At 67.1% G+C, this 25,669-nt stretch carries 25 protein-coding genes; 3 read left to right on the top strand and 22 right to left on the bottom strand.

Going from position 1 to position 25,669, the window contains the following annotated elements; genetic code table 11:
• Positions 1-97: 97 nt before the first annotated feature.
• From P1P91_RS07480 to rpoE, 13 genes are all read right to left on the bottom strand, one after another.
• On the bottom strand, positions 98-1,549 hold the full coding sequence (locus P1P91_RS07480) for a TRAM domain-containing protein (RefSeq protein ID WP_311885645.1): 1,452 nt from the start codon (positions 1,547-1,549) through the stop codon (positions 98-100).
• On the bottom strand, positions 1,550-2,446 hold the full coding sequence (gene cysM, locus P1P91_RS07475) for a cysteine synthase CysM (protein ID WP_311885643.1): 897 nt from the start codon (positions 2,444-2,446) through the stop codon (positions 1,550-1,552). It abuts the gene before it with no gap.
• Positions 2,447-2,524: 78 nt separating this feature from the next.
• Positions 2,525-2,902 carry a holo-ACP synthase gene (gene acpS / locus P1P91_RS07470; RefSeq protein WP_311885642.1) on the bottom strand — a complete coding sequence of 126 codons (378 nt, stop codon included), beginning with the start codon at positions 2,900-2,902 and terminating at the stop codon, positions 2,525-2,527.
• Between the two features lies 1 nt (position 2,903).
• Positions 2,904-3,716: a pyridoxine 5'-phosphate synthase gene (pdxJ, locus tag P1P91_RS07465; RefSeq protein ID WP_311885641.1), complete on the bottom strand. Its 813-nt coding sequence runs from the start codon at positions 3,714-3,716 to the stop codon at positions 2,904-2,906.
• A gap of 33 nt (positions 3,717-3,749) precedes the next feature.
• Positions 3,750-4,454 carry a DNA repair protein RecO gene (gene recO / locus P1P91_RS07460; RefSeq protein ID WP_311885736.1) on the bottom strand — a complete coding sequence of 235 codons (705 nt, stop codon included), beginning with the start codon at positions 4,452-4,454 and terminating at the stop codon, positions 3,750-3,752.
• A 20-nt stretch (positions 4,455-4,474) separates the two neighbouring features.
• Positions 4,475-5,374 (bottom strand): GTPase Era, encoded by a 900-nt coding sequence (gene era, locus P1P91_RS07455; protein ID WP_311885639.1) that lies wholly within the window; start codon positions 5,372-5,374, stop codon positions 4,475-4,477.
• A complete protein-coding gene (gene rnc, locus P1P91_RS07450) occupies positions 5,371-6,063 on the bottom strand; it encodes a ribonuclease III (RefSeq protein ID WP_311885637.1) in 693 nt (230 codons plus the stop codon). The genes era and rnc overlap by 4 nt, the downstream gene beginning before the upstream one ends.
• Positions 6,064-6,133: 70 nt before the next feature.
• Positions 6,134-6,937: a signal peptidase I gene (lepB, locus tag P1P91_RS07445; RefSeq protein WP_311885636.1), complete on the bottom strand. Its 804-nt coding sequence runs from the start codon at positions 6,935-6,937 to the stop codon at positions 6,134-6,136.
• Positions 6,938-6,951: 14 nt separating this feature from the next.
• Entirely contained in the window at positions 6,952-8,766 is a 1,815-nt protein-coding gene (gene lepA / locus P1P91_RS07440) for a translation elongation factor 4 (protein ID WP_311885634.1), read from the bottom strand.
• Positions 8,767-8,943: 177 nt separating this feature from the next.
• Positions 8,944-10,362, bottom strand: coding sequence for a DegQ family serine endoprotease (locus tag P1P91_RS07435; RefSeq protein ID WP_311885632.1), 1,419 nt, complete (start codon positions 10,360-10,362; stop codon positions 8,944-8,946).
• Positions 10,363-10,486: 124 nt separating this feature from the next.
• Entirely contained in the window at positions 10,487-11,599 is a 1,113-nt protein-coding gene (locus P1P91_RS07430; RefSeq protein ID WP_311885630.1) for a MucB/RseB C-terminal domain-containing protein, read from the bottom strand.
• 39 nt (positions 11,600-11,638) lie between these two features.
• A complete protein-coding gene (locus P1P91_RS07425) occupies positions 11,639-12,376 on the bottom strand; it encodes a sigma-E factor negative regulatory protein (protein WP_311885628.1) in 738 nt (245 codons plus the stop codon).
• A 179-nt stretch (positions 12,377-12,555) separates the two neighbouring features.
• On the bottom strand, positions 12,556-13,155 hold the full coding sequence (gene rpoE, locus P1P91_RS07420) for an RNA polymerase sigma factor RpoE (protein WP_311885627.1): 600 nt from the start codon (positions 13,153-13,155) through the stop codon (positions 12,556-12,558).
• 369 nt (positions 13,156-13,524) lie between these two features.
• Between rpoE and P1P91_RS07415 the strand changes: the two genes are divergently transcribed.
• Positions 13,525-14,601 carry a 3-deoxy-7-phosphoheptulonate synthase gene (locus tag P1P91_RS07415; protein ID WP_311885626.1) on the top strand — a complete coding sequence of 359 codons (1,077 nt, stop codon included), beginning with the start codon at positions 13,525-13,527 and terminating at the stop codon, positions 14,599-14,601.
• Between the two features lie 66 nt (positions 14,602-14,667).
• Here P1P91_RS07415 and dinG read toward each other — a convergent pair whose 3' ends face one another.
• A complete protein-coding gene (gene dinG, locus P1P91_RS07410) occupies positions 14,668-16,794 on the bottom strand; it encodes an ATP-dependent DNA helicase DinG (protein ID WP_311885624.1) in 2,127 nt (708 codons plus the stop codon).
• Between the two features lie 5 nt (positions 16,795-16,799).
• Complete coding sequence (locus P1P91_RS07405) at positions 16,800-18,074, bottom strand: DEAD/DEAH box helicase (protein WP_311885623.1); 1,275 nt, start codon at positions 18,072-18,074, stop codon at positions 16,800-16,802.
• A gap of 191 nt (positions 18,075-18,265) precedes the next feature.
• Here P1P91_RS07405 and P1P91_RS07400 point away from each other — a divergent pair, with 191 nt between their 5' ends.
• Both P1P91_RS07400 and xthA read left to right on the top strand, forming a co-directional pair.
• A complete protein-coding gene (locus P1P91_RS07400; protein ID WP_311885622.1) occupies positions 18,266-18,514 on the top strand; it encodes a hypothetical protein in 249 nt (82 codons plus the stop codon).
• Positions 18,514-19,338: an exodeoxyribonuclease III gene (gene xthA / locus P1P91_RS07395; RefSeq protein ID WP_311885620.1), complete on the top strand. Its 825-nt coding sequence runs from the start codon at positions 18,514-18,516 to the stop codon at positions 19,336-19,338. The genes P1P91_RS07400 and xthA overlap by 1 nt, the downstream gene beginning before the upstream one ends.
• Here the strand turns inward: xthA and P1P91_RS07390 are convergent, their stop codons facing one another.
• The 7 genes from P1P91_RS07390 to nrdF all read right to left on the bottom strand — a co-directional run bounded on the left by P1P91_RS07390 (position 19,339) and on the right by nrdF (position 25,665).
• Positions 19,339-20,436, bottom strand: a complete 1,098-nt coding sequence (locus P1P91_RS07390; protein WP_311885619.1) for a hypothetical protein — start codon at positions 20,434-20,436, stop codon at positions 19,339-19,341.
• A gap of 4 nt (positions 20,437-20,440) precedes the next feature.
• Positions 20,441-21,220: an energy transducer TonB gene (locus tag P1P91_RS07385; RefSeq protein WP_311885617.1), complete on the bottom strand. Its 780-nt coding sequence runs from the start codon at positions 21,218-21,220 to the stop codon at positions 20,441-20,443.
• An 87-nt stretch (positions 21,221-21,307) separates the two neighbouring features.
• Positions 21,308-21,715: an ExbD/TolR family protein gene (locus P1P91_RS07380; RefSeq protein WP_311885615.1), complete on the bottom strand. Its 408-nt coding sequence runs from the start codon at positions 21,713-21,715 to the stop codon at positions 21,308-21,310.
• Positions 21,708-22,280: a MotA/TolQ/ExbB proton channel family protein gene (locus P1P91_RS07375; RefSeq protein WP_311885614.1), complete on the bottom strand. Its 573-nt coding sequence runs from the start codon at positions 22,278-22,280 to the stop codon at positions 21,708-21,710. Before P1P91_RS07375 ends, P1P91_RS07380 begins: the two co-directional genes overlap by 8 nt.
• Complete coding sequence (locus P1P91_RS07370; RefSeq protein ID WP_311885612.1) at positions 22,255-23,637, bottom strand: MotA/TolQ/ExbB proton channel family protein; 1,383 nt, start codon at positions 23,635-23,637, stop codon at positions 22,255-22,257. Before P1P91_RS07370 ends, P1P91_RS07375 begins: the two co-directional genes overlap by 26 nt.
• On the bottom strand, positions 23,634-24,452 hold the full coding sequence (locus P1P91_RS07365) for a DUF3450 domain-containing protein (protein ID WP_311885611.1): 819 nt from the start codon (positions 24,450-24,452) through the stop codon (positions 23,634-23,636). Before P1P91_RS07365 ends, P1P91_RS07370 begins: the two co-directional genes overlap by 4 nt.
• A 226-nt stretch (positions 24,453-24,678) precedes the next feature.
• The gene (nrdF, locus tag P1P91_RS07360; RefSeq protein ID WP_311885610.1) at positions 24,679-25,665 is read right to left on the bottom strand and encodes a class 1b ribonucleoside-diphosphate reductase subunit beta; all 987 of its coding nucleotides are present in this window, start codon (positions 25,663-25,665) and stop codon (positions 24,679-24,681) included.
• Between the last annotated feature and the right edge of the window lie 4 nt (positions 25,666-25,669).

Below are 25,669 nucleotides of genomic sequence, written 5' to 3'. Positions count from 1 at the left end.
AGCGTCTGCTCTTGACGGCCCTGCGCCGGTAGTTGCCTTTGCCTTGCCGCCCTGCCCGGACGGCTTAAACGATCCTTCATGCCCGGCAGCCGCGACTTTAGCTGGCGCCGGGCTGACGGATATCCTCCAGCAGCATCAGCGTTTCCATATGGGCAGTGTGCACAAACATGTCGGCCACGGCCACCTGGCCGATGCGATAGCCGCCGGCGGTGAGCCGCGCGACGTCCCGGGCAAGCGTTGCCGGATCGCAGGACACATAGGCCAGCTGCGCGGGGCGCGAAACGGCGTCGGCGAGCGTCCGGCAGATAGCTTCGGCCCCGGCTCGGGGCGGGTCGAGAATCAGAGCGTCGGCGGCGGTCTCGTCGAGCAGCGCCGCCGCGGTGCCCGGGACGTTGAGATCGGCCCGGGTAGCGCGCAGGTCGAGGCCGTTGCGCCGGGCGTTGGCTGCCAGGCGCTCGACCATGGCCGGGTGGCCCTCGACCGCGGTGACGCTGGCGCCGGCCGCCGCGGCGGGGAGGCTGAAGTTGCCGATACCGGCAAAGAGGTCGAGGTAGCGCTCGCCGGGCGAAGGCGCCAGCCACTCCATGACCCGGGCCACCATCTGCGCGTTGACGGCGGCGTTGGCCTGGAGAAAATCCCCCGGCGCCACCCCCAGTTCAAGCGGCGCAAGGCCCGGCAGCGCCAGCGTTTCCGCCAGGGCCGGCGGCTCGCCAAGCCACTCGAGCCGCGGCGCATCGCGGCCCTCTAGCAGAGCGAGCGCCACTCCCTGCGCGGCGAGCCGGTCGGCAAAGGCCCGCCAGCGCTCGGCATCGTTGGCGTGGGGCCTTGGCTGGCGCACCGTGATCGCGCAGCCGCCGGCGGTGTCGACCAGCTCGACGTGGCCCACCCGACGCGGCGCCTCCAGCGCCTGTATCACTTCGCGCAGCGGTGCCAGCAGCGCGGCAAGCTTAGGCACCAGCACGTGGCAGCGGTCGATATCCACCAGCCGCTGGCTGCCCGCCGCGCGAAAGCCCACGAGCACGCGCCCCTGGCCGTCGACGTTGACCCCCAGCCGCGCCCGGCGGCGGTAGTCTTCTGCCCGAGTGGCGAGCATTTCCATGTCGGCGGGCAGCTCGAGCCCCTGGCGAGCACACAGTTCGCGCACCGCCGCTACCTTGTGCTCGCGCTGGGCGTCCAGGGCCATGTGCTGCAAGTCGCAGCCGCCGCAGCGGCCAAAATACGCGCAGGGCGGAGTGACCCGCCGAGGCGAGTCGTTCGCCCGCCGCTTGACGTGGGCCTCGTCAAAGCGCTTGCGGGTGCGATGCACGGCAACCTCGACTCGCTCACCGGGTAGCGCCTGAGTCACGAACAGGGTTTTGCCCGCGGCGGAGCGCGCCACCCCGCGCCCGTCGTGGGCCAGCCGCTCAACGGTCACGGTGCTCGCCGCGGCGTCGCTCTGCGCTTCCGGCGCCTGGCTCTCCGGCGGCGCTTTCTCGCCGTGCGGCACCCGCGCCAGCCCCGAGATGCCGGATTGCCGGCGCGGCGGGCGCTTTTTGCCCAGCATCGCCATCTACACCTCCGGGGCGTAAAGGCCGGTGGAGAGGTAGCGATCGCCGCGGTCGCAGACGATGAACACGATCACCGCGTTTTCCGCCCGTTCGGCGATGCGCAGCGCCCCGGCGAGGCTGCCGCCGGACGAAACGCCGGCCAGAATCCCCTCTTCCCGGGCCAGCCGGCGCATGTGCTCTTCGGCTTCGAACTGGCCGATGTCCAGGGTGGCATCCACCCGCGAGGCGTCGAAGATCGACGGCAGGTAGGCCTCGGGCCAGCGGCGGATGCCGGCGATGCTGGCGCCGTCCTCGGGCTGCAGGCCGACGATTTCCACGTCTGGGTTGCGCTCCTTGAGGTAGCGCGACACGCCCATGATGGTACCGGTGGTGCCCATGGAGCTGACGAAGTGCGTCACCGCTCCGCCGGTCTGCTGCCAGATTTCCGCACCGGTGGTGCGGTAGTGGGACAGCGGGTTATCGGGGTTGGCGAACTGGTCCAGAGGCTTGCCTTCGCCCCGGGCGATCATCGCCTCGGCGATATCCCGGGCCTCTTCCATACCGCCTTCCTTGCTGGCCGAAATCAGCGTGGCACCGTAGGCCGCCATGGCGTGCTTGCGCTCCTCGGAGGCGCTTTCCGGCATCACCAGCACCATGCGGTAGCCCAGGATCGCCGCGGCCATGGCCAGCGCAATGCCGGTGTTGCCCGAGGTGGCCTCGACCAGGGTATCGCCGGGGGCAATGTCGCCGCGCTTTTGCGCCTCGGCGAGCATGGCCATGGCCGGCCGGTCCTTGACCGAGCCCGCCGGGTTGTCGCCCTCAAGCTTGGCCAGCAGGGTGTTGTTGCGCCCGGCGCCGATGCGCTTCAGGCGCACCAGCGGGGTGTTGCCAACGGTATCTTCCAGGGTCGGGTATTCCATGGTGCCTTCCTTCTTGTCATCGTTAGCCGGCATTGTATCGTGGCAAAGGCAGACGAGACAGATACGCTGCCGGGCGGCTCAGCGCTCCAGCACCACAAAGGCCAGGGCGTAGTCGGCCTCGTCGCTTAGCGTGAGGTGGCTTGCCTGCACGCCGGCCCTTTGCGCCACCGCCGCTGCCTGGCCGCTCAGAGCGAGCTCCGGCTTGCCCAGCGAGTCGTTGTACACCTGGATATCGCGCCACTGAATCCCCCAGCGAAAGCCGGTGCCCAGCGCCTTGACGAAGGCTTCCTTGGCGGCAAAGTGCTTGGCCAGAAACGCCGCCGGGAAAGCATGGCGCGTCAGCCGCCGATACTCGTCGTCGCCCAGCACGCGCCGGGGAAAACGCTCGCCGTGGCGCGCAAGCGCCGCCTCGAAGCGGGGCACCCGGGCGATGTCCGAACCGATGCCGATAATCACCTCAGCGCTCCTGGCCGTGCTCGTGCTCGTGCTCGTGTTCGTGGTCGTGGGCGTCCAGCGCGGCCATGAGCCCGGCTTCCTGGCCGGCGATGATCAGGCGCTTCATCTCGCGCACCGCGTCTTTCAGCCCGACAAACAGCGCTCGGGCAATAATTGCATGGCCGATATTGAGCTCGTTGATGCCGGGAAGCGCCGCCACGGCCTCGGCGTTGTGGTAGTGCAGGCCGTGGCCGGCGTTGACGACCAGGCCCAGCTCGGCGGCGTGCACCGCAGCGGCGGTGAGGCGCTGGTATTCGGCGTTGGCGGCGGCGCTGCCGGGTACCGCCTCGGCAAAGCCGCCGGTGTGCAGCTCGACGGTGGAGGCGCCGGCGCGCACCGCGGCGTCGATCTGGGCCGGCTCGGGGTCGATAAACAGCGAAACATCGCTGCCGATGGTCCCAAGCCGCGCGCAGGCGTCGGCGCAGGCGTCAAACCCGCCGGCGACGTCGAGCCCGCCCTCGGTGGTCAGCTCTTCGCGTTTCTCTGGGACCAGGCAGACGTGGGCCGGACCTACCTCTTCGGCCAGCGTCAGCATCTCCTCGGTGATCGCCATTTCCAGATTCATCCGGGTATTGAGCACCTGGGCTATCAGGCGTACGTCCCGGGGCTGGATATGGCGACGGTCTTCGCGCGGGTGAACGGTAATGCCGTCGGCGCCGGCCTCCTCGGCCAGCAGCGCGGCCTGTACCGGGTCGGGATAGCGCGTGCCGCGCGCCTGGCGCAGCGTGGCAACGTGATCGATATTGACACCCAACAGGATGCGAGGGGGATGCATAAAGCCTCCAAAACGTGGCGAGAGCGCCGCGCCCTAGCCGTTACCGCGGGCGCGGCGGCGATGAATCAGATCCTGGAGCAGGCGCCGGGAGCGAAGCTCGGTATGGCCCAGGTGCGGCGCCAGCGCCTGGCGCATCAGCGCCTTCAGCGCGCCGGCAAGCCCCGGCCGGTGCCAGCTCCCCCGAGCCAGAAGCCCAAGCGCGCGGCCGTCGATACCGCCGTCGGCGGGGACAAAGGCGCCGCTCGGGGCATCAAAGGCGTAGCGCGTCTGCCCGTCCAGGGCCGCGCCGTCCGGGGTGGCAAAGCGCGGGGTGGCGCCCAGCGCCTCGAGCAGCGACCACTCGTAGCGGCGCAGCGCCAGCATGCGCTCGGGCGGGCGGGGCAACGCTTCCAGCAGCGCGGTATAGAACGCGAAGACGTCGGCGGCGGGCATCTCCGGCGGCAGCAGCCGGGTCGCCAGCTCGTTGGCATAGAACCCGCACAAGAGCCCTTCCCCGGCCAGCAGCGCCACCTGGCCGCGGGTTTCCATGAGCATCAGGCGCTTGAGCTCGCGCTCGCCCCGCCAGGTCACGAACAGCGGAGCAAACGGCTGCAGGCGCTGGCGGGACCTGGCGCCGGGGCGCTGTACGCCCCGGGCCACGGCGCGTATTCGGCCGTGGTGCAGCGTGAGCAAATCGACCAGCGCGCTGGTTTCGCGGTACGGCCGGCGGTGGAGCAGAAAAGCGGGCTCGGGGGGCATCTGCCGGGTCACGGCGCGCGTCAGTCCAGATCGTAGCCAAGGCTCTTGAGCGCTCGGCTGTCGTCGGACCAGCCGCGCTTGATCTTGACCCAGAGGTTGAGCATGACCTTGCCGTCGAGCACGCGCTCGATATCCAGCCGGGCATCGCGGCCGATGCTCTTGATACGTTCGCCGCGATCGCCGATGAGGATGACCTTCTGTCCCTGGCGCTCAACCAGAATCAACGCGCTGATATGGGTGACGTTGCCGGCCTCGCGAAACTCTTCGATTTCCACGGTCATCTGGTACGGCAGCTCGTCGCCGAGCTGGCGCGTGATCTTTTCGCGCACGAGCTCCGCGGCCATGAAGCGCAGACTGCGGTCGGTAATCTGGTCGTCGGGGAAATAGTGCACGCTTTCCGGCAGCCGGGACATCACCTCGCCTTCCAGCGCTTCCACGTTGGTGCCGTGCTTGGCCGAGATCGGCACAATGGCGGCAAAGTCGCGCCGGGCGCCCACGGACTCGAGCCAGGGCAGAAGCTCGCCCTTGTCCTGGAGGCGGTCTACCTTGTTGACCGCCAGAATCACCGGGGCGGTGACGTTCTCCAAACGCTCGAGCACGGCCTGGTCCTCATCGCTCCAGCGGGTGCGATCAATGATGAACACTACGCAGTCCACGTCGCGCAGCGCCCGGCCCGCCGCCTGGTTCATGAAGCGGTTGATGGCCTTGTTGCGATCCCGGGACATGATGTGCATGCCCGGCGTGTCCACGTAGATGCACTGGGCCTGGCCTTCGGTCTTGATGCCCATGACCTGGTGTCGCGTCGTCTGCGGACGGCGCGAGGTGATCGACACTTTCTGCCCCAGTATGCGGTTCATCAGCGTGGACTTGCCCACGTTGGGGCGCCCGACAATGGCCGCGAATCCACAGGTTTGGGTCATGCGTTGTCTCCGGAACGTTTTTCCAGGTGGTCAAGGGCGTCGCTGGCCGCCTGCTGCTCGGCGTGACGGCGGCTGGCGCCCTTGCCGGTCGTGTGCTGTTCAAGCAGCTCGACGTGGCACTCGACGGTAAAGGTCTGGGCGTGGGCTTCGCCTTTAACCGTCACCACCTCGTAGTGCGGCAGCGCCGCCTGGCGGGACTGCAGAAACTCCTGCAGGCGGGTCTTGGGATCCTTTTGCGTATCCTGCAGCGAGATGCCGGCCAGCCGCTCGTGGAACCAGGCCAGAATACGCTCGCTGACCGCGGCCATGCCGGTATCCAGGTAAATTGCCCCGATCACCGCCTCGACGGCGTCGGCGAGGATCGAGTCGCGCCGATGGCCGCCGCTTTTCATCTCGCCGGACCCCAGCCGCAAGCACTCGCCAAAGCGCATCTCCCGGGCCAGCTCGGCCAGGGTCTGGCCTTTTACCAGCCGCGCCCGAAGCCGGGAAAGCTGGCCTTCCCGGGCCTCGGGAAACCGCTCGAAAAGCGCCTGGGCGATGACAAAGTTGACGATCGAGTCACCCAGAAACTCCAGGCGCTCGTTGTTGCGACCGCCGTAGCTGCGATGCGTCATGGCAAGCTCCAGCAGCGCCGTATCGTTGAATTCGTAGCCGATACGTTGGCTAAAGGCGTTCAGGGTCTGACTCACGGGACTCCCACGTCACAGACGTTGATGGGTGAATGAGGCGGCGATGCGTAAAATATCGCGCGCAGGGCGCTTACTCGATGTGTCTGATGCTGGTGAAACTCGGCAGACCGCCGTCCCAGTGCATCCACACGGCAAAGGCGCGGCCGACGATGTTCTCTTCCGGCACAAAGCCCCAGTAGCGGCTGTCGTTGGAATGGTCGCGGTTATCGCCCATCATGAAATAGTGGCCCTCGGGCACTTCGACCTCGCGCACCTGGGGACCGGGATCCAGCGGATTATTGTAGATGTCGTGACGGGTTTCTCCCAGCGTTTCGCCCAGCAGCAGCTGGCGGGGCGAGGCCTCGGGCCCCTTTTCTACCAGCGTCTTGGTAACCGCCTCGCCGTTGACGTAAAGCTGTTTGCCCTCGTAGCGAATCCGATCGCCGGGCAGGCCGACCACGCGCTTGATGAAGTTGACCGACGGCTCTTCGGGGTAGCGAAACACCATGACGTCGCCGCGCTCGGGATCCGCCACGTCGAGGAACTTGGTGTTGATCACCGGAAGGCGCAGGCCGTAGGCGTACTTGTTGACCAGGATGAAGTCGCCGACCTTGAGCGTGGGCCGCATGGAGCCCGACGGGATCTGGAACGGCTCGATGATGAAGCTGCGCACCACCAGCACCACCAGCAGCACGGGAAAAAACGACCGCGCGTAGTCGACAGGCCAGGGCTCCTTGTAGAGCTTCGCGCGCTCGGCCGCGCCCAGCCCGCCTTCGCTTGACGCCTCGGCGCGGGCCGCCCGGGCGCGGCGGCGCGGGCGCCAGATGACGATGTCCAGCAAACAGATCACGCCGGACAGCGCTACGGCCAGAACCAGCAGTAAGGAAAAATTCATGGGTAGCGTCTGTCCTAGTCGTTGACTCTGAGCACGGCGAGAAAGGCATCCTGGGGAATTTCCACGCGCCCGACCTGCTTCATGCGTTTTTTACCGGCTTTCTGCTTTTCCAGCAGCTTTTTCTTGCGCGTGATGTCGCCGCCGTAGCACTTGGCGGTCACGTTCTTGCGCAGCGCCTTGACCGTGGAGCGGGCCACCACCTGGCCGCCGATGGCCGCCTGGATCGCCACGTCAAACATCTGCCGGGGGATAAGCTCCTTCATCTTTTCCACCAGCGCCCGGCCCCGGGGATGGGCCTGATCGCGGTGAACAATCACCGCCAGAGCGTCCACCCTGTCGCCGTTGATCAGCACGTCCAGGCGCACCAGCTTCGCCGCCTCGAAGCGTTCGAAATTGTATTCGAGCGACGCATAGCCCTTGGACAGCGACTTGAGACGGTCGAAAAAGTCCATGACCACTTCAGCCATGGGCAGCTCGTAGGTAAGCTGAATCTGATTGCCCAGAAACTGCATGTCGAGCTGGGTGCCCCGACGCTGCTCGCACTCGGCAATGACGTTGCCGACGAACTCCTGGGGCACCAGGATGCTCGCGCGTACCACCGGCTCGCGCATCTCAGCCACGTCGGCCAGGTCGGGCAGCTTCGACGGGTTGGACACGTAGCGCACCTCACCGTCTTCCATCAAGAGCTCGTAGACCACGGTGGGAGCCGTGGTCAGCAGGTCGAGGTTGTACTCGCGCTCCAGGCGTTCCTGGACGATTTCCATGTGCAGGGTGCCAAGAAAGCCGACGCGAAAGCCAAAGCCCAGCGCATCGGAGTTTTCCGGCTCGTAGTCAAGCGAGGCATCGTTGAGCGAGAGCTTTTCCAGAGCGTCGCGAAAGCCTTCGTAGTCGTCGGCGCTCACCGGGAACATCCCCGCATAGACCTGGGGCTTAATCTGTTGAAAGCCCGGCAGCCGGGGAACGTCGGGCGTTTTGCTGTGGGTGATGGTATCGCCCACCGGGGCGCCCTGGATATCCTTGATCCCGGCCACCAGAAAGCCCACCTCGCCGGCGCGAAGCACGTCGGTCTGTTTGCGCAGCGGCGTAAAAATGCCCACCTCGGTGGACACCCAGTCGCCGCCGGTGGACGTGATCCTCACCTTGTCGCCCTTGCGCAGGGTGCCGTCAAAAAGCCGCACCAGCGACACCACGCCCAGGTAGTTGTCGAACCACGAATCGATGATCAGCGCCTGAAGCGGCGCGTCTACATCGCCCTTGGGCGGCGGCACGTCGCGCACCAGGCGCTCCAGCAGCTCATCAATGCCAAGGCCGCTCTTGGCCGATACCTGGCAGGCATCGGCGGCGTCGATGCCGATGATTTCTTCGATCTCCTGGGCCACGCTGTCCGGGTCGGCCTGAGGCAGGTCAATCTTGTTGAGCACCGGCAGCACCTCCAGATCCTGCTCCACCGCGGTGTAGCAGTTGGCCACCGACTGGGCCTCGACGCCCTGGGCGGCGTCCACCACCAGCAGCGCGCCCTCGCAGGCGTAGAGCGAGCGGGATACTTCGTAGGAAAAATCCACGTGGCCGGGAGTGTCGATGAAGTTGAGCTGGTAAAGCTCGCCGTCGGCGGCCCGGTAATCCAGGGTGACCGACTGCGCCTTGATGGTGATACCGCGCTCGCGTTCGAGGTCCATGGAGTCCAGCACCTGCTCTTTCAGCTCGCGGTCGGTGAGCCCGCCGCAGACCTGAATCAGCCGATCCGACAGCGTGGACTTGCCGTGGTCGATGTGCGCGATGATGGAGAAATTTCGTATATGTTTGATAATGCTTCGATTTTTATCTGTCATCAGGTGCCACAATCCGATTCATGGTCACGCCCTTGGCGACTTTCAGCGCAGCGCGCGTGTAATTAATGGCGGCCATTGTACCGCTCCCGGGTGCGCCGTGCTATGCCGTGCCGAGGCCGGCAAGGGCAATAAAAAGCCCGGCATGTCGCCGGGCATCGGTGAAGCGAGCTCGGGCGCTTACTTCAGGCGCAGCGCCACGAACAGCGAACGGCCGTTCCGATAGAGCCGCAGCGGAATCGCGCGGTCGTCGGGCAGCGCCTCGACCCGCTCGCTGAGCTCCCTGGCCGTGGACACGCTCTGGTGGTCGATGCTGACCAGAATATCGCCGGGGCGGATGCCCGCACGGGCGGCCACGCTTTCCGGCTCGACGTCGCGCACTTCCACGCCGCCGTCAACGCCCAGCCGTTCGCGCAGGGCATCGTCGATCTCCCCGACCTCTATGCCCAGGCGGGCCTGGCTGTCGTTCCGGCTTTGGTCACGAGGCGACTGCTCGCTATCGGGCCAGCTGCCAAGCGCCACCGTTTCGGTCATCTTCTCCCCGTCGCGCATCAGCGAGAGCTCGACGGTTTCCTCCGGCGCTACCCGGCCGATCAGGCGCGGCAGCGTGCTCGAGCGCGTCACTTCCTGGTCGTCCACCGCGAGGATGATGTCACCGGCTTTCAGGCCGCCCTTGGCCGCCGGACCGTCGGAGTCAAGATCGGCGATCAGCGCGCCGCCGGGCTTGTCCATGCCGAAGGACTCGGCCAGATCCCGGGACACCGGCTGGATCATCACCCCGAGCCAGCCGCGATTGACGTGGCCCTCGTTGCGCAGCTGGTCGGCAACGTCCATGGCCACGTTGATGGGAATGGCGAACGACAGCCCCATGAAGCCGCCGCTGCGGGTAAAGATCTGCGAGTTGATGCCGATCACTTCGCCGTCCAGATTGAACAGCGGCCCCCCGGAGTTGCCCGGGTTGATGGCCACGTCGGTCTGGATGAACGGCACGTAGGCATCCCGCGGCAGGGTACGGTTCATCGCGCTGATGATGCCCGACGTCACCGAATGATCGAAGCCGAAGGGCGAGCCGATGGCGGCCACCCAGGCGCCGACCTCGAGATCGTCGGAGTCGCCGAGCTCAAGGGTGGGCAGGTCGTCGGCGTCGACGCTCAGCAGCGCAATATCGGTCTTGGGATCGCTGCCCACGACTTTTGCTGCCATCTCGCGGCGGTCGTTGAAGCGCACCAGAATTTCATCGGCGTCCTCTACGACGTGGGCGTTGGTGAGGATATAGCCGTTTTCATCGATCACGAATCCCGAGCCCAGCGACTGGCGCTCCTGGCTGCGACCGCGGCCGCCGTGCCCGGGCGGTATCGGCGAACGATCGCCGAAGAAATGGCGGAAGATTTCCGGAATGTCCTGGCCTTCAAAGCCGTGCAGCGGCGAGCCGCCCCGCCGCTCGATCGTGCGGCTGGTGGCGATGTTCACCACCCCCGGCGCGGCGTCCTTGACCAGCTGGGTGAAGTCCGGCAGGTCCCGCGCCTGGGCGGCGCTGCCGGCGGTAACGGCGAACAGCAAACATAGCCACAGCGTGGCCGGGAGGATCAAGCGCTTCATGCAAGAACTCCTTGGGTAAAGTGACATGGGGTGACGTGACATGGCGACGGGTAAAAGCCGGCTGATGCCGGCTGTTGATAAAGCTTTCGCGGCCGCCGCATTCCCCGTGGCGGCCTGTTTCTGCCTACGCCGAGCCATCGGCGTTGGGGGCGTCAGAAGGGGAATCGGAAGCCTCCGGCTCTTCGGTATCAGGCGCGGTGCGCGTTACCGAGCGGGCGATGCGGCCAAGCAGCCTGGGCGGCACTTCGCCGATGGCAATGACCTGCCAGGGGTCGGCGGTGTCATGACGCTCCACGGCAATCGCCGAGGCGCCCAGCCGGTGTACCCCGGTGGCAAGGGCCGTGGTGGCCGCCGGTGCCTCGACAAACACGCTGACGGTGGAAAGCCCGTCGCTGTAAAGGCGCCGGGTGCGGTCTTCGTGCTCCTTCTCCACCGTATCGGGCTGTTCAACCATGCCCTCGGGCAGCCAGCCGGTCTTCCAGTTTGGCCCGTCATCGCGCTGGGGCGGCGCTACGCTAACGTCGCGGGTATAGCGCTCGGGGGTTTTCAGCCGAGTGATCTGGAAGGTTTCCAGAATGGCGTCGTCGTTATCGCGCAGTACGTGCTTGAGCAAAAGCCCGGTGTTTTGATCTAGCCACCACTGATGGCGGTAGCGATCGCCGCTTTTGGGGGTAAAGGTCAGCGCCACCGCATCGCGGTCGGCCACGCGCTTGTCCGCGTCAAGCGTTATGTCATAAACCGACGCCACGTGCTCGGCCCAGCGTCTTGGCATGGGGGCGGGGGCGTCAGCGCTTTCACCGGCACTACCGGCTCCTTCTGCCGGCGCCGGCCGACCGCCGGGCCAGCCCCAGAGTCCGGCCCGAGCGCGTCGCTCGACGTTGACCGACGGCCCGTCAAGGTGCTGAATCACCTGCTGGCGAACGCCGTCCTGAATGCGGTGGGACAGCGCCAGGGTGCGCACGTTGAGCGCGTCGATCGCCACGGCCCGGGCCTGAAAGCTGTAGCAGTGGCTCGCCTTGAGGCTGGCGGTGAGCCAGGCCACCGGCGTTTGCGGCGTCTCCTCACCCAGCGACTTGCAGCGCAGCGTGGCCTCGCCTGCGGGCTCGTCGGCGTTTTCTTCCGCCGCCGCGGCCGGCGTTGCCATCAGCAAGCCCAGCGCGGTCAGCAGTGCAAAAGCGGCACCCCGGCCGTTCAAATGCCAACTGGACAGAGAGCGGCAGGCAACAAAATCGGGCATGGGGGTAAACGGGTTGCGTGGTGGACGGCGCATCGACGCTTAGCGCCCCAGCGCGTCAGACATGGCCGATGAGCGCGACAGCGGCAGCCAGCTGTCGCTGTTGCTGTAGGCCGCGCCGTGGGCGTGCTCCTGAAGATAGGACTGCAGCAGGTGGATCTGCTCGCTGTCTACCTGCATGGCCGCCCGGGAGGCGCCCGCCTGACCGGCCGATGGGGCCAGGCTGCCGCCGTCGCTGACGGTCATCAGCCCCTGGCGGCGGCTTTCCCGATTCAGCTGAAACGGTGTGGGCTCAAACATCGGCGTCGAGCCGCCCGACTCGGATGCGGCCAGACTCACCGGCTGCGGTATTGCCTGGGCGCCGTCATCCGAGCTCGCCACGGGCTCGCCGGCAAGCTCGGGCGAGTCGGCGGTGTTGCTGCTGGTACTGCCGAAATACTGTACGCCGGTAATCACCATCAGCGACACGGCGGCAGCGACGCCGGCGCCGCGCATCAGCGACACGCGAGACGATGCCCTGGCAGCGGGTGCGGCCGCGGTGGGCGCCTCGGCCACCGGCACAGGCTCGTCCTGAAGCCTGGCCATGACGCCCGCCGACAGGTCGGCGCTGGTGTCCACCCCATGGTCGCGCTGCATCAGGCTGCGCGCCAGATGATAGCGCCGCCAGGCATCCGCCGCGCCGGTATCCTCGGGCAGCGTCTTGAGCACTCGCCGCAGTTCCAGCTCGTCACCTTCGCCGTCCATTAACGCCGAAAGCGCTTCCCGTGTGTCTTGACTCATGCTTCACACCCTCACACTGATTGGAGACAGCCGACGCCAGTTCGGCTTCATGAGGCGTTGCCGGCTTCCCTGCGGCGCCTGTCTGACCTTATGACGCCAGCAGGCGCCAACAGTTCAGAAATCGGGGAAAACAGTAACGCTTTGTTGGCCGGCCGCTACGCCACCCTGGCCTCTGACCGCTAATCGTCGCGACTGTTCCGCGCCGTGGTCATCAGCGGCCGGATGTGCTCGTCCACCGCCTCCCGGGCGCGGAAGATACGCGAACGCACCGTGCCCACCGGACACTGCATGATATGAGCGATGTCCTCATAGGCCAAACCGTCGAACTCGCGCAGGGTAATGGCCGTGCGCAGGTCGTCGGGCAGCTTGTCGATGGCCTCGAATACCGACGCCTCCAGCTCGTCCCGGGCAATCGCGGCTTCCGGCGACTCGCTGTCGGCCAGCCGCCCGCTCTGGTCGACGATTTCGGCATCGACGATATCGACGTCGCTGCCCGGCGGGCGACGGCCCCGAGACACCAGGTGGTTCTTGGCCGTATTGATGGCGATCCGGTACATCCAGGTGTAAAACGCGCTTTCGGCACGAAAGTTGCCAAGCGCCCGATAGGCCTTGATGAAGGCTTCCTGGGCCACGTCATGCACTTCGGCATGGTCGTGGACATAGCGGCTGATCAGGCCGATGATCTTGTGCTGATATTTTTTCACCAGCAGGTCGAACGCGCCGTTATCGCCTTGGCGCGCCCGCTCCACCAGCTGCTGATCCGTTTCCCGAGTGCCCATTTACACGCTCCTGACGCCCGCCCAGTCGGCGCGGCAACCTACTCTATCAAGCCCCCTGGTACGGGTGGCATTCACGGCAAAACGCATAGTGTTCCTTGGGCAGTTTTCATTTCACATTCACATTGAGCACCCTGCTGCCGCCACGCGCCCGGGCCTCCGGTCGCCTCCCGACAGCTCGCACCGGCAAAATCACGCCAGTGTTGCGCGTTCCACCGCGCGCATCAAGCGCCACCTCGCACCATGAACGGCGCCCAGGCCTCGCTGCCGGCGGCAAAGCGATTGATTTTTACCGCTACGGCGGGCGATAGTAGACACACTGACGATACACGCAACACGTTTTTCGAACTCCGCGCATGCACAGGTAGCAAGATGCCCGATCAACAGGTCAACAACCTCAACGTCCTCGCTCAGGACGTGCTCGTCACTCCGGACGAGCTCAAGCAGACGATTCCGCTCACGGACAAAGCCGAGCGCACGGTCATCGACGGCCGCCAAACCATCCAGAACATCCTCGACGGCACGGATCCGCGCCTGCTGGTCGTGGTCGGCCCCTGCTCGATTCACGACGTCGACGCCGCTATCGACTACGCCAAGCGCCTGCGCGAGCTGGCCGACAGGGTCAGCGACAGCCTCTATCTCGTGATGCGCGTCTACTTCGAGAAACCCCGCACCACGACGGGCTGGAAAGGCCTGATCAACGACCCGCGCCTGAACGGCTCGTTTGAAATCGAAGAAGGCCTGCACAAGGCACGGCGCCTGCTGGTGGCGCTTTCCGAGATCGGTCTGCCGCTGGCCACCGAAGCGCTTGACCCGATTTCCCCCCAGTACATCCAGGACTGCATCAGCTGGTCCGCGGTGGGCGCGCGCACCACCGAGTCGCAGACCCACCGCGAAATGGCCTCGGGCCTGTCCGGCCCCGTGGGCTTCAAAAACGGCACCGACGGCAGCCTGGACGTGGCGATCAACGCGCTGAAGTCGGTCGCCAGCCCGCACAACTTTCTCGGCATCAACCACTCCGGCCAGGTCGCGATCATCCGCACCCGGGGCAACGCCTACGGCCACGTGGTGCTGCGCGGCGGCAACGGCAAGCCCAACTACGACAGCGTCAGCGTCGCCCTGGCCGAACAGGAGCTCGCCGGCGCCGGCCTCTCGGCCAACATCATGATCGACTGCTCCCACGCCAACTCCAACAAGGACGCCGGGCTGCAGCCGCTGGTGCTGGAAAACGTCACCAATCAGATTCTCGACGGCAACACCTCGATCATCGGACTGATGGTGGAGTCCAACCTCGGCTGGGGCAACCAGAAGGTCCCCGAGGACATCAGCCAGCTTGAGTACGGCGTGTCGATTACCGATGCCTGCATCGACTGGGATACCACGGTGGAATCCTTCGTGCGCATGAGCGACCAGCTCGCCGCCACCCTGGCCAGGCGCAGCGCCGCCTGATCGGCTCAACCGCCTCGCCTGCCACGCCTCGGCACTCGCCGGGGCGTTTCTGTTTTCGGTATCGGCTCAGGCAATTTCCCGGGTAAACGGCGGCAGCGCGTCCAGCAGCGCCCGGCCGTAACGCCGGGTCAGCACCCGGCGATCCAGAAGCGTAATGCGCCCGGTATCGCTTTCCTGGCGAATCAGCCGCCCGCAGGCCTGCACCAGCCTTATCGAAGCATAGGGGACGCTGATGCGCATGAAGGGGTTGCCGCCCTGGCTCTCGATCCACTCGGCCAGGGTCGCGCCCACCGGGTCATCGGGCACGGCGAACGGCAGCCGGGTAATCACCACGTGGGTCAGGTAGTCGCCGGGCAGATCGATCCCTTCGGCGAAGCTTGCCAGGCCGAAGATCACGCTGCCCTCGCCGCGATCCACCGCGGCGCGGTGGCGCTTCAATAGCTCGGCCTTGGGCATCGCTCCCTGGGCCAGCAGGCGCTTTTCCACCTCTGCCGGCAGCGCCTTGCGCACCGCGCGCAGCTGCGCCCGGGACGAGAACAGCACCAGCGCCGCTTCCCGGGGGGCCAGCCGGGAAATGAAGTCGACAATGGCCTGCTCATGGCCCTCGCGGTCGCCCGGGTCGGCGGCGGCCTGGGGCACGCTGAGCACGGCGCTGGCGTAGTCAAAGGGGCTGGGCAACGCCTGGTAGCGATAGCGCCCGGCAAGGCCCGCCCGCTCCTGAATGCGCTCGAAGCGCCCCAGTGCGGTAAGCGTGGCCGAGGTGACCACTGCGCCGTGGCAGCGCCCCCAAAGGTTCTTGGCCAGGGTGTGCGCCGCCGACACCGGGCTGGCGGAAAACTCGATTTCGGCCTCGCCGCCCGAGCGGGAAAGCGTCAGCCAGCGCGCCTGGGGCGGCGCGTCCGGCGGATCCTCGGCGGCAAACGCCTGCCACAGCGCGTGAGCCTCGAGCGCTCGGCCGTGCAGCAGCGCCACCAGCGGCAGCCAGGCCTCGGCCTGCTCGCGCTCAAGGCCGGTCTGTTTGTCGGGGTCGAGACTTTCGCGCAGGATATCGCTGATGCTTTCGAGGCTGCGCGCAAGCACGGCGAACATGGTCAACAGCTGCCCGGCCTGCTCGCGCAGCGCCCCGGGTACCGCGCCCCTGGCAAAGCGCTGCTGGTGCGTGGCTTCGCTGTCGCCGAGCCCGTTAGGCCGCTCGGCCAGCTGATGGCCGCTGGTGAATACCTCCTTGAGCGCCGGCTCCAGGGCCTGCAGGGTTTCCGGCAGCCCGGCCAGGAGTCGCGCCACGGCGGGCTGGGCGCCCAGCGCCTGGTGGAGCTCGGTGAGACTTGAGCGCAGGGTGTTCAGCCAGCGCAAACAGCCGTGTACGGCAAAGCGGTGGGCAAAGTGGGAAAGCGCCTTGTCCGGCAGATGGTGGCCTTCATCGAAAACGAAAACGCACTCTTCGGGATCGGGCAGGATCGCCCCGCCGCCCAGCGCCAGGTCGGCCAGCACCAGATCATGGTTGGCGACGATGACGTCGGCGTTTTCCAGCTCCCGCCGGGAGCGGAAAAACGCGCAGGCGGAGAAGTGCCCGCAGCGCCGGCCGGTGCATTGGCGATGGTCCACGGTCAGCCGCCGCCAGGTGGCGTCGTCGATGGTGTCCGGCCAGCTGTCGCGGTCGCCTTCCCAGTCGCCGCGACCGTAGGCCTCGGCCATCTCGGTGGCCAGGCGGGTAAAATCACCGCTCCTGGCGATCAGGTCCTGCTCGAACAGCGACTGGGTGGGGTTGGGCTCGCTGTCGCCCATGGCGTCGTCCAGCCGAGCCACGCAGACGTAGCGCCCGCGCCCCTTGGCCAGCGCGTAGCGAAAGTCCAGCCCGCTGTGGGCGGAAAGCGACGGCAGATCCTGGTTGAGCACCTGCTCCTGCAGCGCCACGGTGGCGGTAGAAATCACCAGCCGTTTGCCCCGTGCCCGGGCCACCGGCAGCGCGGCCACCAGGTACGCCAGCGTCTTGCCGGTGCCGGTGCCGGCCTCCAGCACGCAGACGTGGGTGTCGTCCTGGCGCTTGCCGGCCTCGTCGACTTCGATGCCGCCAAGCGTGCGGGCAATCTCGGCAATCATCAGCCGCTGGCCGTAGCGCGGCGTCAGCGCCAGCGCTTCTACCATATGCCGATAGGCGGTCTGGATCTCGCCCTTGAGCGCATCGTCGAGCATGGCGGCTAGAGCAGGCCTTCCGGCGGCTGCTCGCGAGGCAGCCTGTCGCCGGTGTAGCGTTCGATTTCGGGCAGCGAGAAGGTATCTTCTTCGCCGGCCAGGCTGATCAGCGTACCCCTGGCGCCGGCCCGGCCGGTACGCCCGAGGCGGTGGACATAGTCTTCGGGGTCTTCCGGCAGCGTGTAGTTGACCACGTGGCTGACGTCGTCAATGTGGACACCGCGCCCGGCGACGTCGGTCGCCACCAGCACCTGAAGCTTGCCTTCGCGGAACTGATCCAGGGTGGTGATCCGCTCGTCCGGGGCCACATCGCCGGAGAGAACTCCCGCGCTGATACCGGCCTTTTGGAGCTCGTCCTCGAGCTCGCGGATACGGTCCCGGCGATTGCCGAACACGATGGCCCGCTCGACGCCTTCCCGCTGCAAAAGCGCGACCAGAAGCTGCGGCTTGTCGGCGTCCGCGACCTGGTAAACCCGCTGATCGACGTCCGCCTGGCTGTCGGCGTCGGCCTGAATGCGTACCTCGGCCGGGGACTGCGCCCACTGCTCGGCCAGGGCCCGGATATCCTCGCTGAAAGTGGCCGAAAACAGCCAGGTCTGGCGCTCGTCCCGATTCGGCATGTGCGGGATGATGCGCTCGACGTCGGGAATAAAGCCCATGGAGAGCATGCGGTCGGCCTCGTCCAGCACCAGCACCTCGGTCTGGGCAAGATCCAGTTCGCCCTTCTGCTGGAAATCCAGCAGGCGCCCCGGGGTGGCCACCAGCAGGTCGACTTTTCGATCCAGCTGCTCGCGCTGCTGCTGGTAGTCGGTACCGCCCACCGCGCTTGTCACGTACAGGTGGGTATAGCGAGCCAGCCCCCTGGCCTCCTTTTCGATCTGCAGCGTCAGCTCCCGGGTGGGGGCAACGATCAGCGCTCTGGGCGCCCGGAGCTTCTGTCCGTCCGGGGCTTTCTCTTCCAGAAAGTAGGCCAGAATCGAAATCAGGTAAGCCGCCGTCTTGCCGGTACCGGTCTGCGCCTTGCCCAGGATGTCGCCGCCCAGCAGCGTATGGCGCAGGGTTTCCGCCTGGATCGGCGTGCAGTACTCAAACCCCTGGGCCTGGATGCCGCGCATCAGGGGCAGCGGCAGGTCAAAGTCATGAAAGCGCCACTTGCCGGCAACGGCGGGCACCTTGAACTGGCGAAGGTCCCAGCCCGACTGGCGACGACGCGGCTTGCGGCGACGGCGCTTGGGCTTTCGCGCCGTCGCGTCTTGTGTGCTCTTTTCCGACTCGCTCATAGGCTTTCCATCTATCCGTTACGGTGGATGAGTGACATCACGAAAGGGCTGGCGTACCCGCCAAGGCGCGTACACCAGCGCCCTAGTGTAACAGGGCTTGGCGCCGGAGGCGCGGCGTTGCTGTATGCCCGACGCTGCCGCCTGTTAGAATGCGCCACCATATCAGGCTACAGGTTAATCAGGAGCGCCCCATGACGCGTCGCAAAAAAACCCGCTCGCTTGCCGACAAGGTATCCCTCCGCACCGGTCGGCGTAAGGATTACAAGCAATGGCGCCACGAGAACCCCGATCAGGCGGGGCCGTCGAAGCGCTTTGCCGCCAAAAAGCAAAAGCAGCGCAAGCTGCAGGCGCAGCGTCGCCTGGCGCGCCAGCAAAACGCGCCGGACATCGAGATACACCCGGCCACGAAAGGCTCGCCCGACAACGAGGGGACGCGCTGATGCGGCTGGTCTCGTTTAACGTCAACGGCATACGGGCGCGCCCGCACCAGCTGAAAGCCCTCGTCGACGCCCATCTTCCGGACGTCATCGGTCTACAGGAAACCAAGGTGCAGGACAGCGAGTTTCCCCTGGCAAGCGTGGAGGCGCTTGGCTATCACGTCGTCTACTACGGTCAAAAAGGCCACTACGGCGTGGCGCTGATGTGCCGCCAGGCGCCGGAAGCCGTGTTCTACGGCTTTCCCGACGATGAAGCCGACGCCCAGCGGCGGCTGATCGGGGTGCGCCTGCGCGGCGCTGACGGCGAGGCGGTGACGGTGTGGAACGGCTATTTTCCCCAGGGGGAAAACGTCGACCATCCGACCAAATTTCCGCACAAGACGCGCTTTTACGCCCAGCTCTCGCGGCTGCTCCGGGAGCACCACTCCCCCGACGAGCGCGTGGCGGTGATGGGCGATTTCAACGTTTCGCCGGAGGATCGCGATATCGGCATCGGCGAGGCCAACCGCAAGCGCTGGCTGCGCGAGGGCAAGACCAGCTTTCAGCCGATAGAGCGTGAATGGCTCGGCGGGATCAAGGCCTGGGGGCTTGCCGACAGCTATCGAGTGCGCCACCCCGAGCGCGACGACCTTTTCAGCTGGTTTGACTACCGCTCCAGGGGCTTTGACCGCGACCCCCGGCGCGGCCTGCGCATCGACTATATTCTGGTCAGCTCGCCGCTTGCCGAACGCGTTCGGGAATCGGGCATCGACTATGCGCTGCGCGGCATGGAAAAACCCTCCGACCATGCCCCGGTGTGGACGCAGTTCGACTGGCCCCTGGCCTGATCACAGCGTCGCCAGCCACTGTCTTGCCTGCTCGTCGCCCAGGGCCACGGCGCGCTCAAGGGCCGCTTTGGCCCGGTCGCCTTTTCCCCAGGCGTAGGCCAGCTGGCCAAGTGTTCGCCACTGGTGGGCGCTCTGCGTATGCCGAGCCAGCGCTTCCCGGGCGGCCAGCGCCCGGGGGATGTCGCCGGCCTGCTGCCAGGCCGCCGCGCGCTGCTCAAGGGTGAGGCCGCTGCGCACCACTCGCCCTTCTGCCAGCCCTGTCTCCAGCAGCTCGGCAGCGCGGGCCGGCGTGCCCCCCGCCATGTGCAATGCCAAAAGCTGCCAGTAGTCGTCCGGGCGTTCGAGCCGACCCAGCCGCCAGCCGGTATCCCAGAGCCCGGCGGCTACCCCCGGCTGGCCGGCACGCTGCGCCACGCCGGCAGCCCGGCGCCAGTCCGTGGCCGGGCTTTCGCCGTCCAGCCCCGCGGCAAGCTCGCCAAGCGCCTTCTCCATGCGCCCGGCGTTGAGGTTCACTACCAGCGCCAGCCGGCGCCGGTGGTCGTCAGCCGGCGCGCCCTCGGCGGTGACGCTGTCCAGCTGCTCTGCTGCCTCCTGCCAGCGCTGCTCCCGGGCCAGCCAGCCGATCAGGCGCCAGCGCTCGTCGCGACGCTCGGCGCCGCCCGAGGCCGTCTCGAGCCACTCGCTCAGCCGGGCAATGGCCCGCTCCTGCTCCCCGGCCGCCCGGTAAAGCCGCGCCTGTTCGCGCAGCCAGCGCCGGCTCAGCGCGCTGGCCGGCCCCAGCGCCTGTCGCGCTCGGGCAAGCTGGGCGGCGGCTTTAGCGTAGCGCTCCTGCTCTGTCAGGGCGCTGGCGGCGAGCTGGCGGTAGAGCGCGCTGGCGTAGCGGTCGGCGGCGTTGCCGGAACCAAAGCGCTCGGCCTGACGCTTGCCGTGGCTCACCACCCGCGCAAGCTTGCCCTGTTCGAGGGCCTGCTCGATCGACTCCAGATCGCGGATCACCCCGCCGGCAAGCGCGGGCGCGCCCCAGGCGCCGGCGCTCGGCGCCCCGACAGAGAGGATGCATAGCGCAAGGCACAGCAAGCGGGCAAGACAACGCTTCATGGGGCTACCTCAACTGGAACTGAATACGCTGGGTGGCGCGGCGACGCCGCTCACTCGGCTCGAACTGCCACTGGCGGATGGCCTCCCGCGCGGCCTTGTCGAACATCCGGCGCGGCCTGGCCCGGGTAACGTCGATGGAACCGGGCTCCACGCGGCCGTCGCGGCGGATGATGAAGCTGACCTCGACAAAGCCCTCCATCCCCCGGCGCTGGGCCCGGGACGGATACGTCGGATTCACCCGGCTGGTGGGGGTCGCCTGACCCACGTTCACCGGCTCGTTGGCGGCGGGGTTGCTCGACTCCGCCTCGGCCGAGGCGGCGCTTTCTGCCTCAGCGCGGGAAGGCGCGGGGTCGGGGCTGACCTCGGGTGCCGGCTCCGGGTCGGGCTCGGGCGCGGGTTTTGGCTGCGGCTTCGGTTCGGGTTCCGGCTCGGGCTTCGGCTCGGGACGGGCTTCGGTCAGCTCGGGCAGCCGGCTGTCCAGCGCCACCTCCTCCGCCCTGGCTTCCGGCAACGGCGTCTCGGGCAGCGCAACCGCACTGCTTGCTGCCGGCGACGGTGTCGGCGCGGGCGGCGGCGGCGCCGCGCTTTCCACCGGTTCCGGCGGCGTTTCCACCGAGGAGCTTTTACTCTGCTGCTGCGGCGGCGCCCGGGTGATCGACAGCGTCATTGCTTCATCGGGCGTTTGCGTGTCGGCGCTTGGCGGCATCACCAACAGCGCCAGCAGCCAGAAAAGGCCCAGCGCCAGTCCCGCGCCGCCGAGCGCAGAGAAGCTGTTACGCCACATGGCAGCCTCCCCGACGCCGGCCTTCCGGCATGCCTTGCCTGTCCTGGCGGCCCGGCTTTTGAATCAAGGCGCTGTCCATGGCCCACCTCACGCCTGGCCGCGGCTGGCGGCCACGGCAATCTGTTCGACGCCGGCCTTCTTGAGCCGGTCCATCACCTCGATCAGCAGGCCGGTCTCGGCGCTTTTATCGGCCTGGATCACGACGCCGCCGTCGTCGCTTATCATGTCCGCCACCGTCTGCCCCACGCGGTGGGTATCCACCGGGTTGCCGTCCACCCAGACCGCGCCTTCCGGCGTCAGCGCCACCAGCACCTGGGCCTCCGGACGCGGCGTCGCCTCGCTTGACTCGGGCCGCTCGATCTCTACCCCGCTTTCCTTGACGAAGCTGGTCGTGACGATAAAGAAAATCAGCATGATAAAGACCACGTCGAGCATCGGCGTGAGGTTGACTTCGTTGCTGTCGTCAGCGATATCTCGCGAGCGGCGTCTACGCATCCTTTTCCTCCCGGGCCTGGAGTGCCAGTTCCCGATTTTCCAGAGCCTGTGCCAGGCGATCGTGCAGCCGCTGTTCTTCCCGGCGGATCACGTGCTCAAGGCGGCTGATAAACAAAAGCCCGACCACGGCAATGGCCATGCCGGTGAGCGTGGGCAGCGTCGCCCGGGCCACGCCGTCGGCCATGGCCCGGGCCTGGCCGGTATCGCTGAGCGCAAGGCTATCGAAGACGCTGATCATGCCGGTTACCGTGCCCAGCAGGCCCAACAGCGGGCACAGCGCCACCAGCAGCTTGAGCCACGGCAGCGGCCGGCCCAGCCGGGCAATGAGCGCATCGGCCCAGACATCGCGCAGCGTCCGCGCGCTCCAGCTTTGGTGGTCGCGGCGCGCCGCCCAGTAGCGCACCAGCTGTCTGCGCGCCGGACGCCAGCTCAGGCGGTAAAACCAGAAGCGCTCGACCGCCATGCTGAATACCAGCACCGCCACGCCGGCGAGCACCACCAGCACCATGCCGCCGGCATCGACCAGGCGCTCAACCGGCTCAAGCCAGGTGGGGTGCAGGGTCATGCCCGCCCTCCGCGGCGCCTTCCGGCGACTGCGCTTCCAGATGGGTGGCAAGCGCTGCGCTGGCCTGGCCTTCGATGAGCTGGATCAGGGCGCGGCTGCGGCTCGACAGCGCCGTCTGGGCAAACAGCAGCGGCACGGCGGTCACCAGCCCCAGCACCGTGGTCACCAGCGCCTGGCTGATGCCCCCGGCCATGAGCTGGGGGTCGCCGGTGCCGAACACGGTAATCGCCTGGAAAGTGACGATCATGCCGGTGACGGTACCCAGCAGCCCCAGAAGCGGCGCGATAGCTGCGAGCAGCTTGACCAGCGGCTGGCCGCGCTCGAGCCGCGGCAGCTCGGCCAGCACGGCTTCGTCCAGCCGGGCCTCCAGCGCCTCGGGCGGCTGGGCTTTGTCCAGCCGCGCAAAGCGCAACAGCACCCGGCCCAGCGGGTTGTTCGAGCGCAGCGTGTCAGGCGCACGGCGCTGGCGGCGCACCCGGGCGCTGACCAGCAGCAGGTAGGCGTACTGCAGGGCGGCCGCCAGCAGGCCAAGCGCGCCCAGCGTCACCACGACGTAGCCGACGTAGCCGCCCTGGTGGAAGCGCTGTCCAAGCGTCGGCCGCTGGGTCAGCGCCTCGAGCACGCTGCCCCGGGTGGGGTCCACGGCCAGGGTGCGGTCCTCGCCGCTGGCGTAGTCGGCCAGCCAGCGGCTGACCTCCTTCGGCGTGTCGGGCTCCAGTGCCGGGCTTTCGCCGGCGCCGGAGCGCGCCAGCAGGGCGTCCGGGGTAAAGGCAGCGAAGTCGCCCAGCCGCACGACCTCGCGCTTGCGAACGTCGCCGCCGGGCTCGACCACGGGCAGCGTCATCGCCGTGGCCTGCCCGGTCGCCCGGGTCAGCGCGGCAAGGCTGTCCACCACGTCTTCCAGATGGCGCTGCTCGAGCACTTCGGCATCGTCCAGCCGCGGAGGCAGCGGCGTATCGCCCAGGGTCAGCCAGCTGTCGTCGCCCAGGGCGTTGCGCACCTCGGAGCTGTGCCGGGCAAGCGCCGACAAAAGGCCCGCGAGCCGGTCGTCCTGGTCGCTTCGGCGGCTTTCCAGCCGAGCGGCGCTGAGCGCCCGAACCGCCTCTTCGATACGCAGCGCGGCGTCCTGGCGGCTGGCCCGAGCGTGGGCTTCCCGAGCGTCGGCCAGCGCGCTTTCCAGCGCCTTTTGATCGTCGAGCAGCGTCAGCAGCCGCTGACGGTCGCGCATTTCCGCTGCCTGGCGCGCCTGGCGCAGCGAGTCGACGTCGGGCGCCGTTTGCGCCTGGGCGGTGCCCGCCAGCGACATCAGCAGCGCGGCGGCGACGACCGGCAGCGTCATCCATCGAAACCGGCTCATGCGTCATCCCCCTCGGCGGTCGCTTCGCTGTTGCTCGAGGTCGCGGACACCTTGACCGACAGCGGCACGGTCAACAGCTCCGGCGCGCGCTGGTCGTCGGCCATCAGCAGGCCGTGGCGCACCTCGCGCCGGCCGGCTTCGTCAAGCGGCTGCCATTCGCGGCGCTCTGCCTGCCAGACGCCGCCTTCGCGGCCGTCCGGCGTCAGGTAGTACCAGCCGACACGCCCCAGACGCAGAAAATCCACCTCCCGGGCGTCGTCGTCGGCTTGGCTCAGCCGGCCGCGCCAGCTGTCGACTTCGCGCCCGTAGTCAAGCTCGGTGCGCCAGGCTTTTAGCAGCCGGCGGATCCGCGCGGCGGGGGCAAGCGCTTCGTCGTTCTCCACTCGCGCCAGGCGCTCCTGCGCCAGAAACGGCATGTCGCGCTCGATAAAGCGGCTCAGCTGGCGGGCCATGTTCTGCTCGATGCGCGGCAGCGCCTCCCGCGTGTCCGCCAGGGTATCCAGCGCCCGGGCGAGCGCCCGCTGCCGCTCGGCCTCGTCGGCCAGGCGGTGCGCGCGGGTGCGGTTTTGCTGGCGCAGCGTGCGGGTCTCGCTTTCCAGGTCGCGCAGTTCGGCAAGCGCCTCCCGGGTCTGGTCGCTGGCCTGGTCGATCTGCTCCTGGAGCGCCGCCTGGGTCCGCTGGGCGTCCACGCCGCTCTGCGCCAGGCGAGACGTAGCCGGGTCATCAGCGGCAAGCGAGGGGCCAGCCGGCAGCAGCATCGCCGCGCTGCCGGCCATGACCAGACCATACGCCGCCGCACGAAAGAGTTTGCTCAAGAGTCATCTCCGCTGCGGGGGTCAGCGTTGCTTATATATTAGCCGCTCGATAGGTGAGAACGCCCAAGATATAAGAACGGTTTACGTTTACGCGGCACAGCCTATCATTTTCTGCTCAGATGACAATATTTATCATTCAACACAGGGGAAATCGGCCCTGTCCCGCCCATGAAAAAACGCTCCCGGCGCGACCGGAAGCGTTTCCACCGGCGGGACGGGCAGCCCGTCAGAACGCCCAGTCGTCGTCTTCGGTAGCCTCGGCGCGGCCGATCACGTAGGACGAGCCCGACCCCGAGAAGAAATCGTGATTTTCATCGGCGTTGGGCGCCAATGCCGCCATGATGGTGGGGTCCACGTCGGTCAAGCTTTCCGGAAACAGCGCCTCGAACCCCAGGTTCATCAGCGCCTTGTTGGCGTTATAGTGAAGGAATTTCTTGACGTCCTCGGTGAGCCCGACGCCGTCGTATAGCGACTCGGTATATTTCACCTCGTTGTCGTAAAGCTCCATCAGCAGGTCATAGGCGTACTGCTTGACCTCGGCCTGGCGCTCGGGAGACGCCTCTTCGTAGGCCAGCTGAAACTTGTAGCCGATGTAGTAGCCGTGCACCGCTTCGTCGCGGATGATCAGCCGTATCAAATCGGCGGTGTTGGTCAGCTTGGCGTGGCTTGACCAGTACATGGGCAGAAAAAAGCCCGAGTAGAACAGAAACGACTCGAGAAAGACGCTCGCCACCTTGCGCATCAGCGGGTCGTCGGAATAGTAGCGATCCAGAATCAGCGTCGACTTGGCCTGCAGCGTGGGGTTTTCCTCGCTCCAGCGAAAGGCGTCGTCCACGTCCCGGGTATTGCACAGCGTCGAGAAGATCGAGCTGTAGGAGCGTGCGTGCACCGCCTCCATGAAGGTGATGTTGGCGTAGACCGCCTCTTCGTGCTGGGTGCGCGCATCGGGCATCAGCGCCGGCGCCCCGACGCAGCTCTGAATGGTGTCGAGAAGCGTAAGCCCGGTGAACACGCGGATGGTCAGCCGCTGCTCTTCGGCGGTCAGCGTATGCCACGACGGCAGATCGTTGGACAGCGGCACCTTCTCCGGCAGCCAGAAGTTGCTGGTCAGGCGGTTCCAGACTTCCAGGTCCTTGTCGTCCTGGAGGCGGTTCCAGTTGATCGCGTCAACCCGCGAGATCCGCGGGGCGGTCGACGTTTGCATATCGGTCATCTTT

The organism is Halomonas piscis, assembly GCF_031886125.1.
GTDB lineage: Bacteria > Pseudomonadota > Gammaproteobacteria > Pseudomonadales > Halomonadaceae > Vreelandella > Vreelandella piscis.
The sequence above is the reverse complement of the archived record's forward strand: the minus strand, read 5'-3'. Positions and strand labels throughout refer to the sequence as shown.

Coding starts and splice junctions, on each gene's coding strand:
- P1P91_RS07480 (WP_311885645.1), bottom strand. CDS start 1,549: ATGGCGATGCTGGGCAAAAAGCGCCCGCCGCGCCGGCAATCCGGCATC.
- cysM (WP_311885643.1), bottom strand. CDS start 2,446: ATGGAATACCCGACCCTGGAAGATACCGTTGGCAACACCCCGCTGGTG.
- pdxJ (WP_311885641.1), bottom strand. CDS start 3,716: ATGCATCCCCCTCGCATCCTGTTGGGTGTCAATATCGATCACGTTGCC.
- recO (WP_311885736.1), bottom strand. CDS start 4,454: ATGCCCCCCGAGCCCGCTTTTCTGCTCCACCGCCGGCCGTACCGCGAA.
- era (WP_311885639.1), bottom strand. CDS start 5,374: ATGACCCAAACCTGTGGATTCGCGGCCATTGTCGGGCGCCCCAACGTG.
- lepB (WP_311885636.1), bottom strand. CDS start 6,937: ATGAATTTTTCCTTACTGCTGGTTCTGGCCGTAGCGCTGTCCGGCGTG.
- lepA (WP_311885634.1), bottom strand. CDS start 8,766: ATGACAGATAAAAATCGAAGCATTATCAAACATATACGAAATTTCTCC.
- P1P91_RS07435 (WP_311885632.1), bottom strand. CDS start 10,362: ATGAAGCGCTTGATCCTCCCGGCCACGCTGTGGCTATGTTTGCTGTTC.
- P1P91_RS07430 (WP_311885630.1), bottom strand. CDS start 11,599: ATGCCCGATTTTGTTGCCTGCCGCTCTCTGTCCAGTTGGCATTTGAAC.
- P1P91_RS07425 (WP_311885628.1), bottom strand. CDS start 12,376: ATGAGTCAAGACACACGGGAAGCGCTTTCGGCGTTAATGGACGGCGAA.
- rpoE (WP_311885627.1), bottom strand. CDS start 13,155: ATGGGCACTCGGGAAACGGATCAGCAGCTGGTGGAGCGGGCGCGCCAA.
- P1P91_RS07415 (WP_311885626.1), top strand. CDS start 13,525: ATGCCCGATCAACAGGTCAACAACCTCAACGTCCTCGCTCAGGACGTG.
- dinG (WP_311885624.1), bottom strand. CDS start 16,794: ATGCTCGACGATGCGCTCAAGGGCGAGATCCAGACCGCCTATCGGCAT.
- P1P91_RS07405 (WP_311885623.1), bottom strand. CDS start 18,074: ATGAGCGAGTCGGAAAAGAGCACACAAGACGCGACGGCGCGAAAGCCC.
- P1P91_RS07400 (WP_311885622.1), top strand. CDS start 18,266: ATGACGCGTCGCAAAAAAACCCGCTCGCTTGCCGACAAGGTATCCCTC.
- xthA (WP_311885620.1), top strand. CDS start 18,514: ATGCGGCTGGTCTCGTTTAACGTCAACGGCATACGGGCGCGCCCGCAC.
- P1P91_RS07390 (WP_311885619.1), bottom strand. CDS start 20,436: ATGAAGCGTTGTCTTGCCCGCTTGCTGTGCCTTGCGCTATGCATCCTC.
- P1P91_RS07385 (WP_311885617.1), bottom strand. CDS start 21,220: ATGTGGCGTAACAGCTTCTCTGCGCTCGGCGGCGCGGGACTGGCGCTG.
- P1P91_RS07380 (WP_311885615.1), bottom strand. CDS start 21,715: ATGCGTAGACGCCGCTCGCGAGATATCGCTGACGACAGCAACGAAGTC.
- P1P91_RS07375 (WP_311885614.1), bottom strand. CDS start 22,280: ATGACCCTGCACCCCACCTGGCTTGAGCCGGTTGAGCGCCTGGTCGAT.
- P1P91_RS07370 (WP_311885612.1), bottom strand. CDS start 23,637: ATGAGCCGGTTTCGATGGATGACGCTGCCGGTCGTCGCCGCCGCGCTG.
- nrdF (WP_311885610.1), bottom strand. CDS start 25,665: ATGACCGATATGCAAACGTCGACCGCCCCGCGGATCTCGCGGGTTGAC.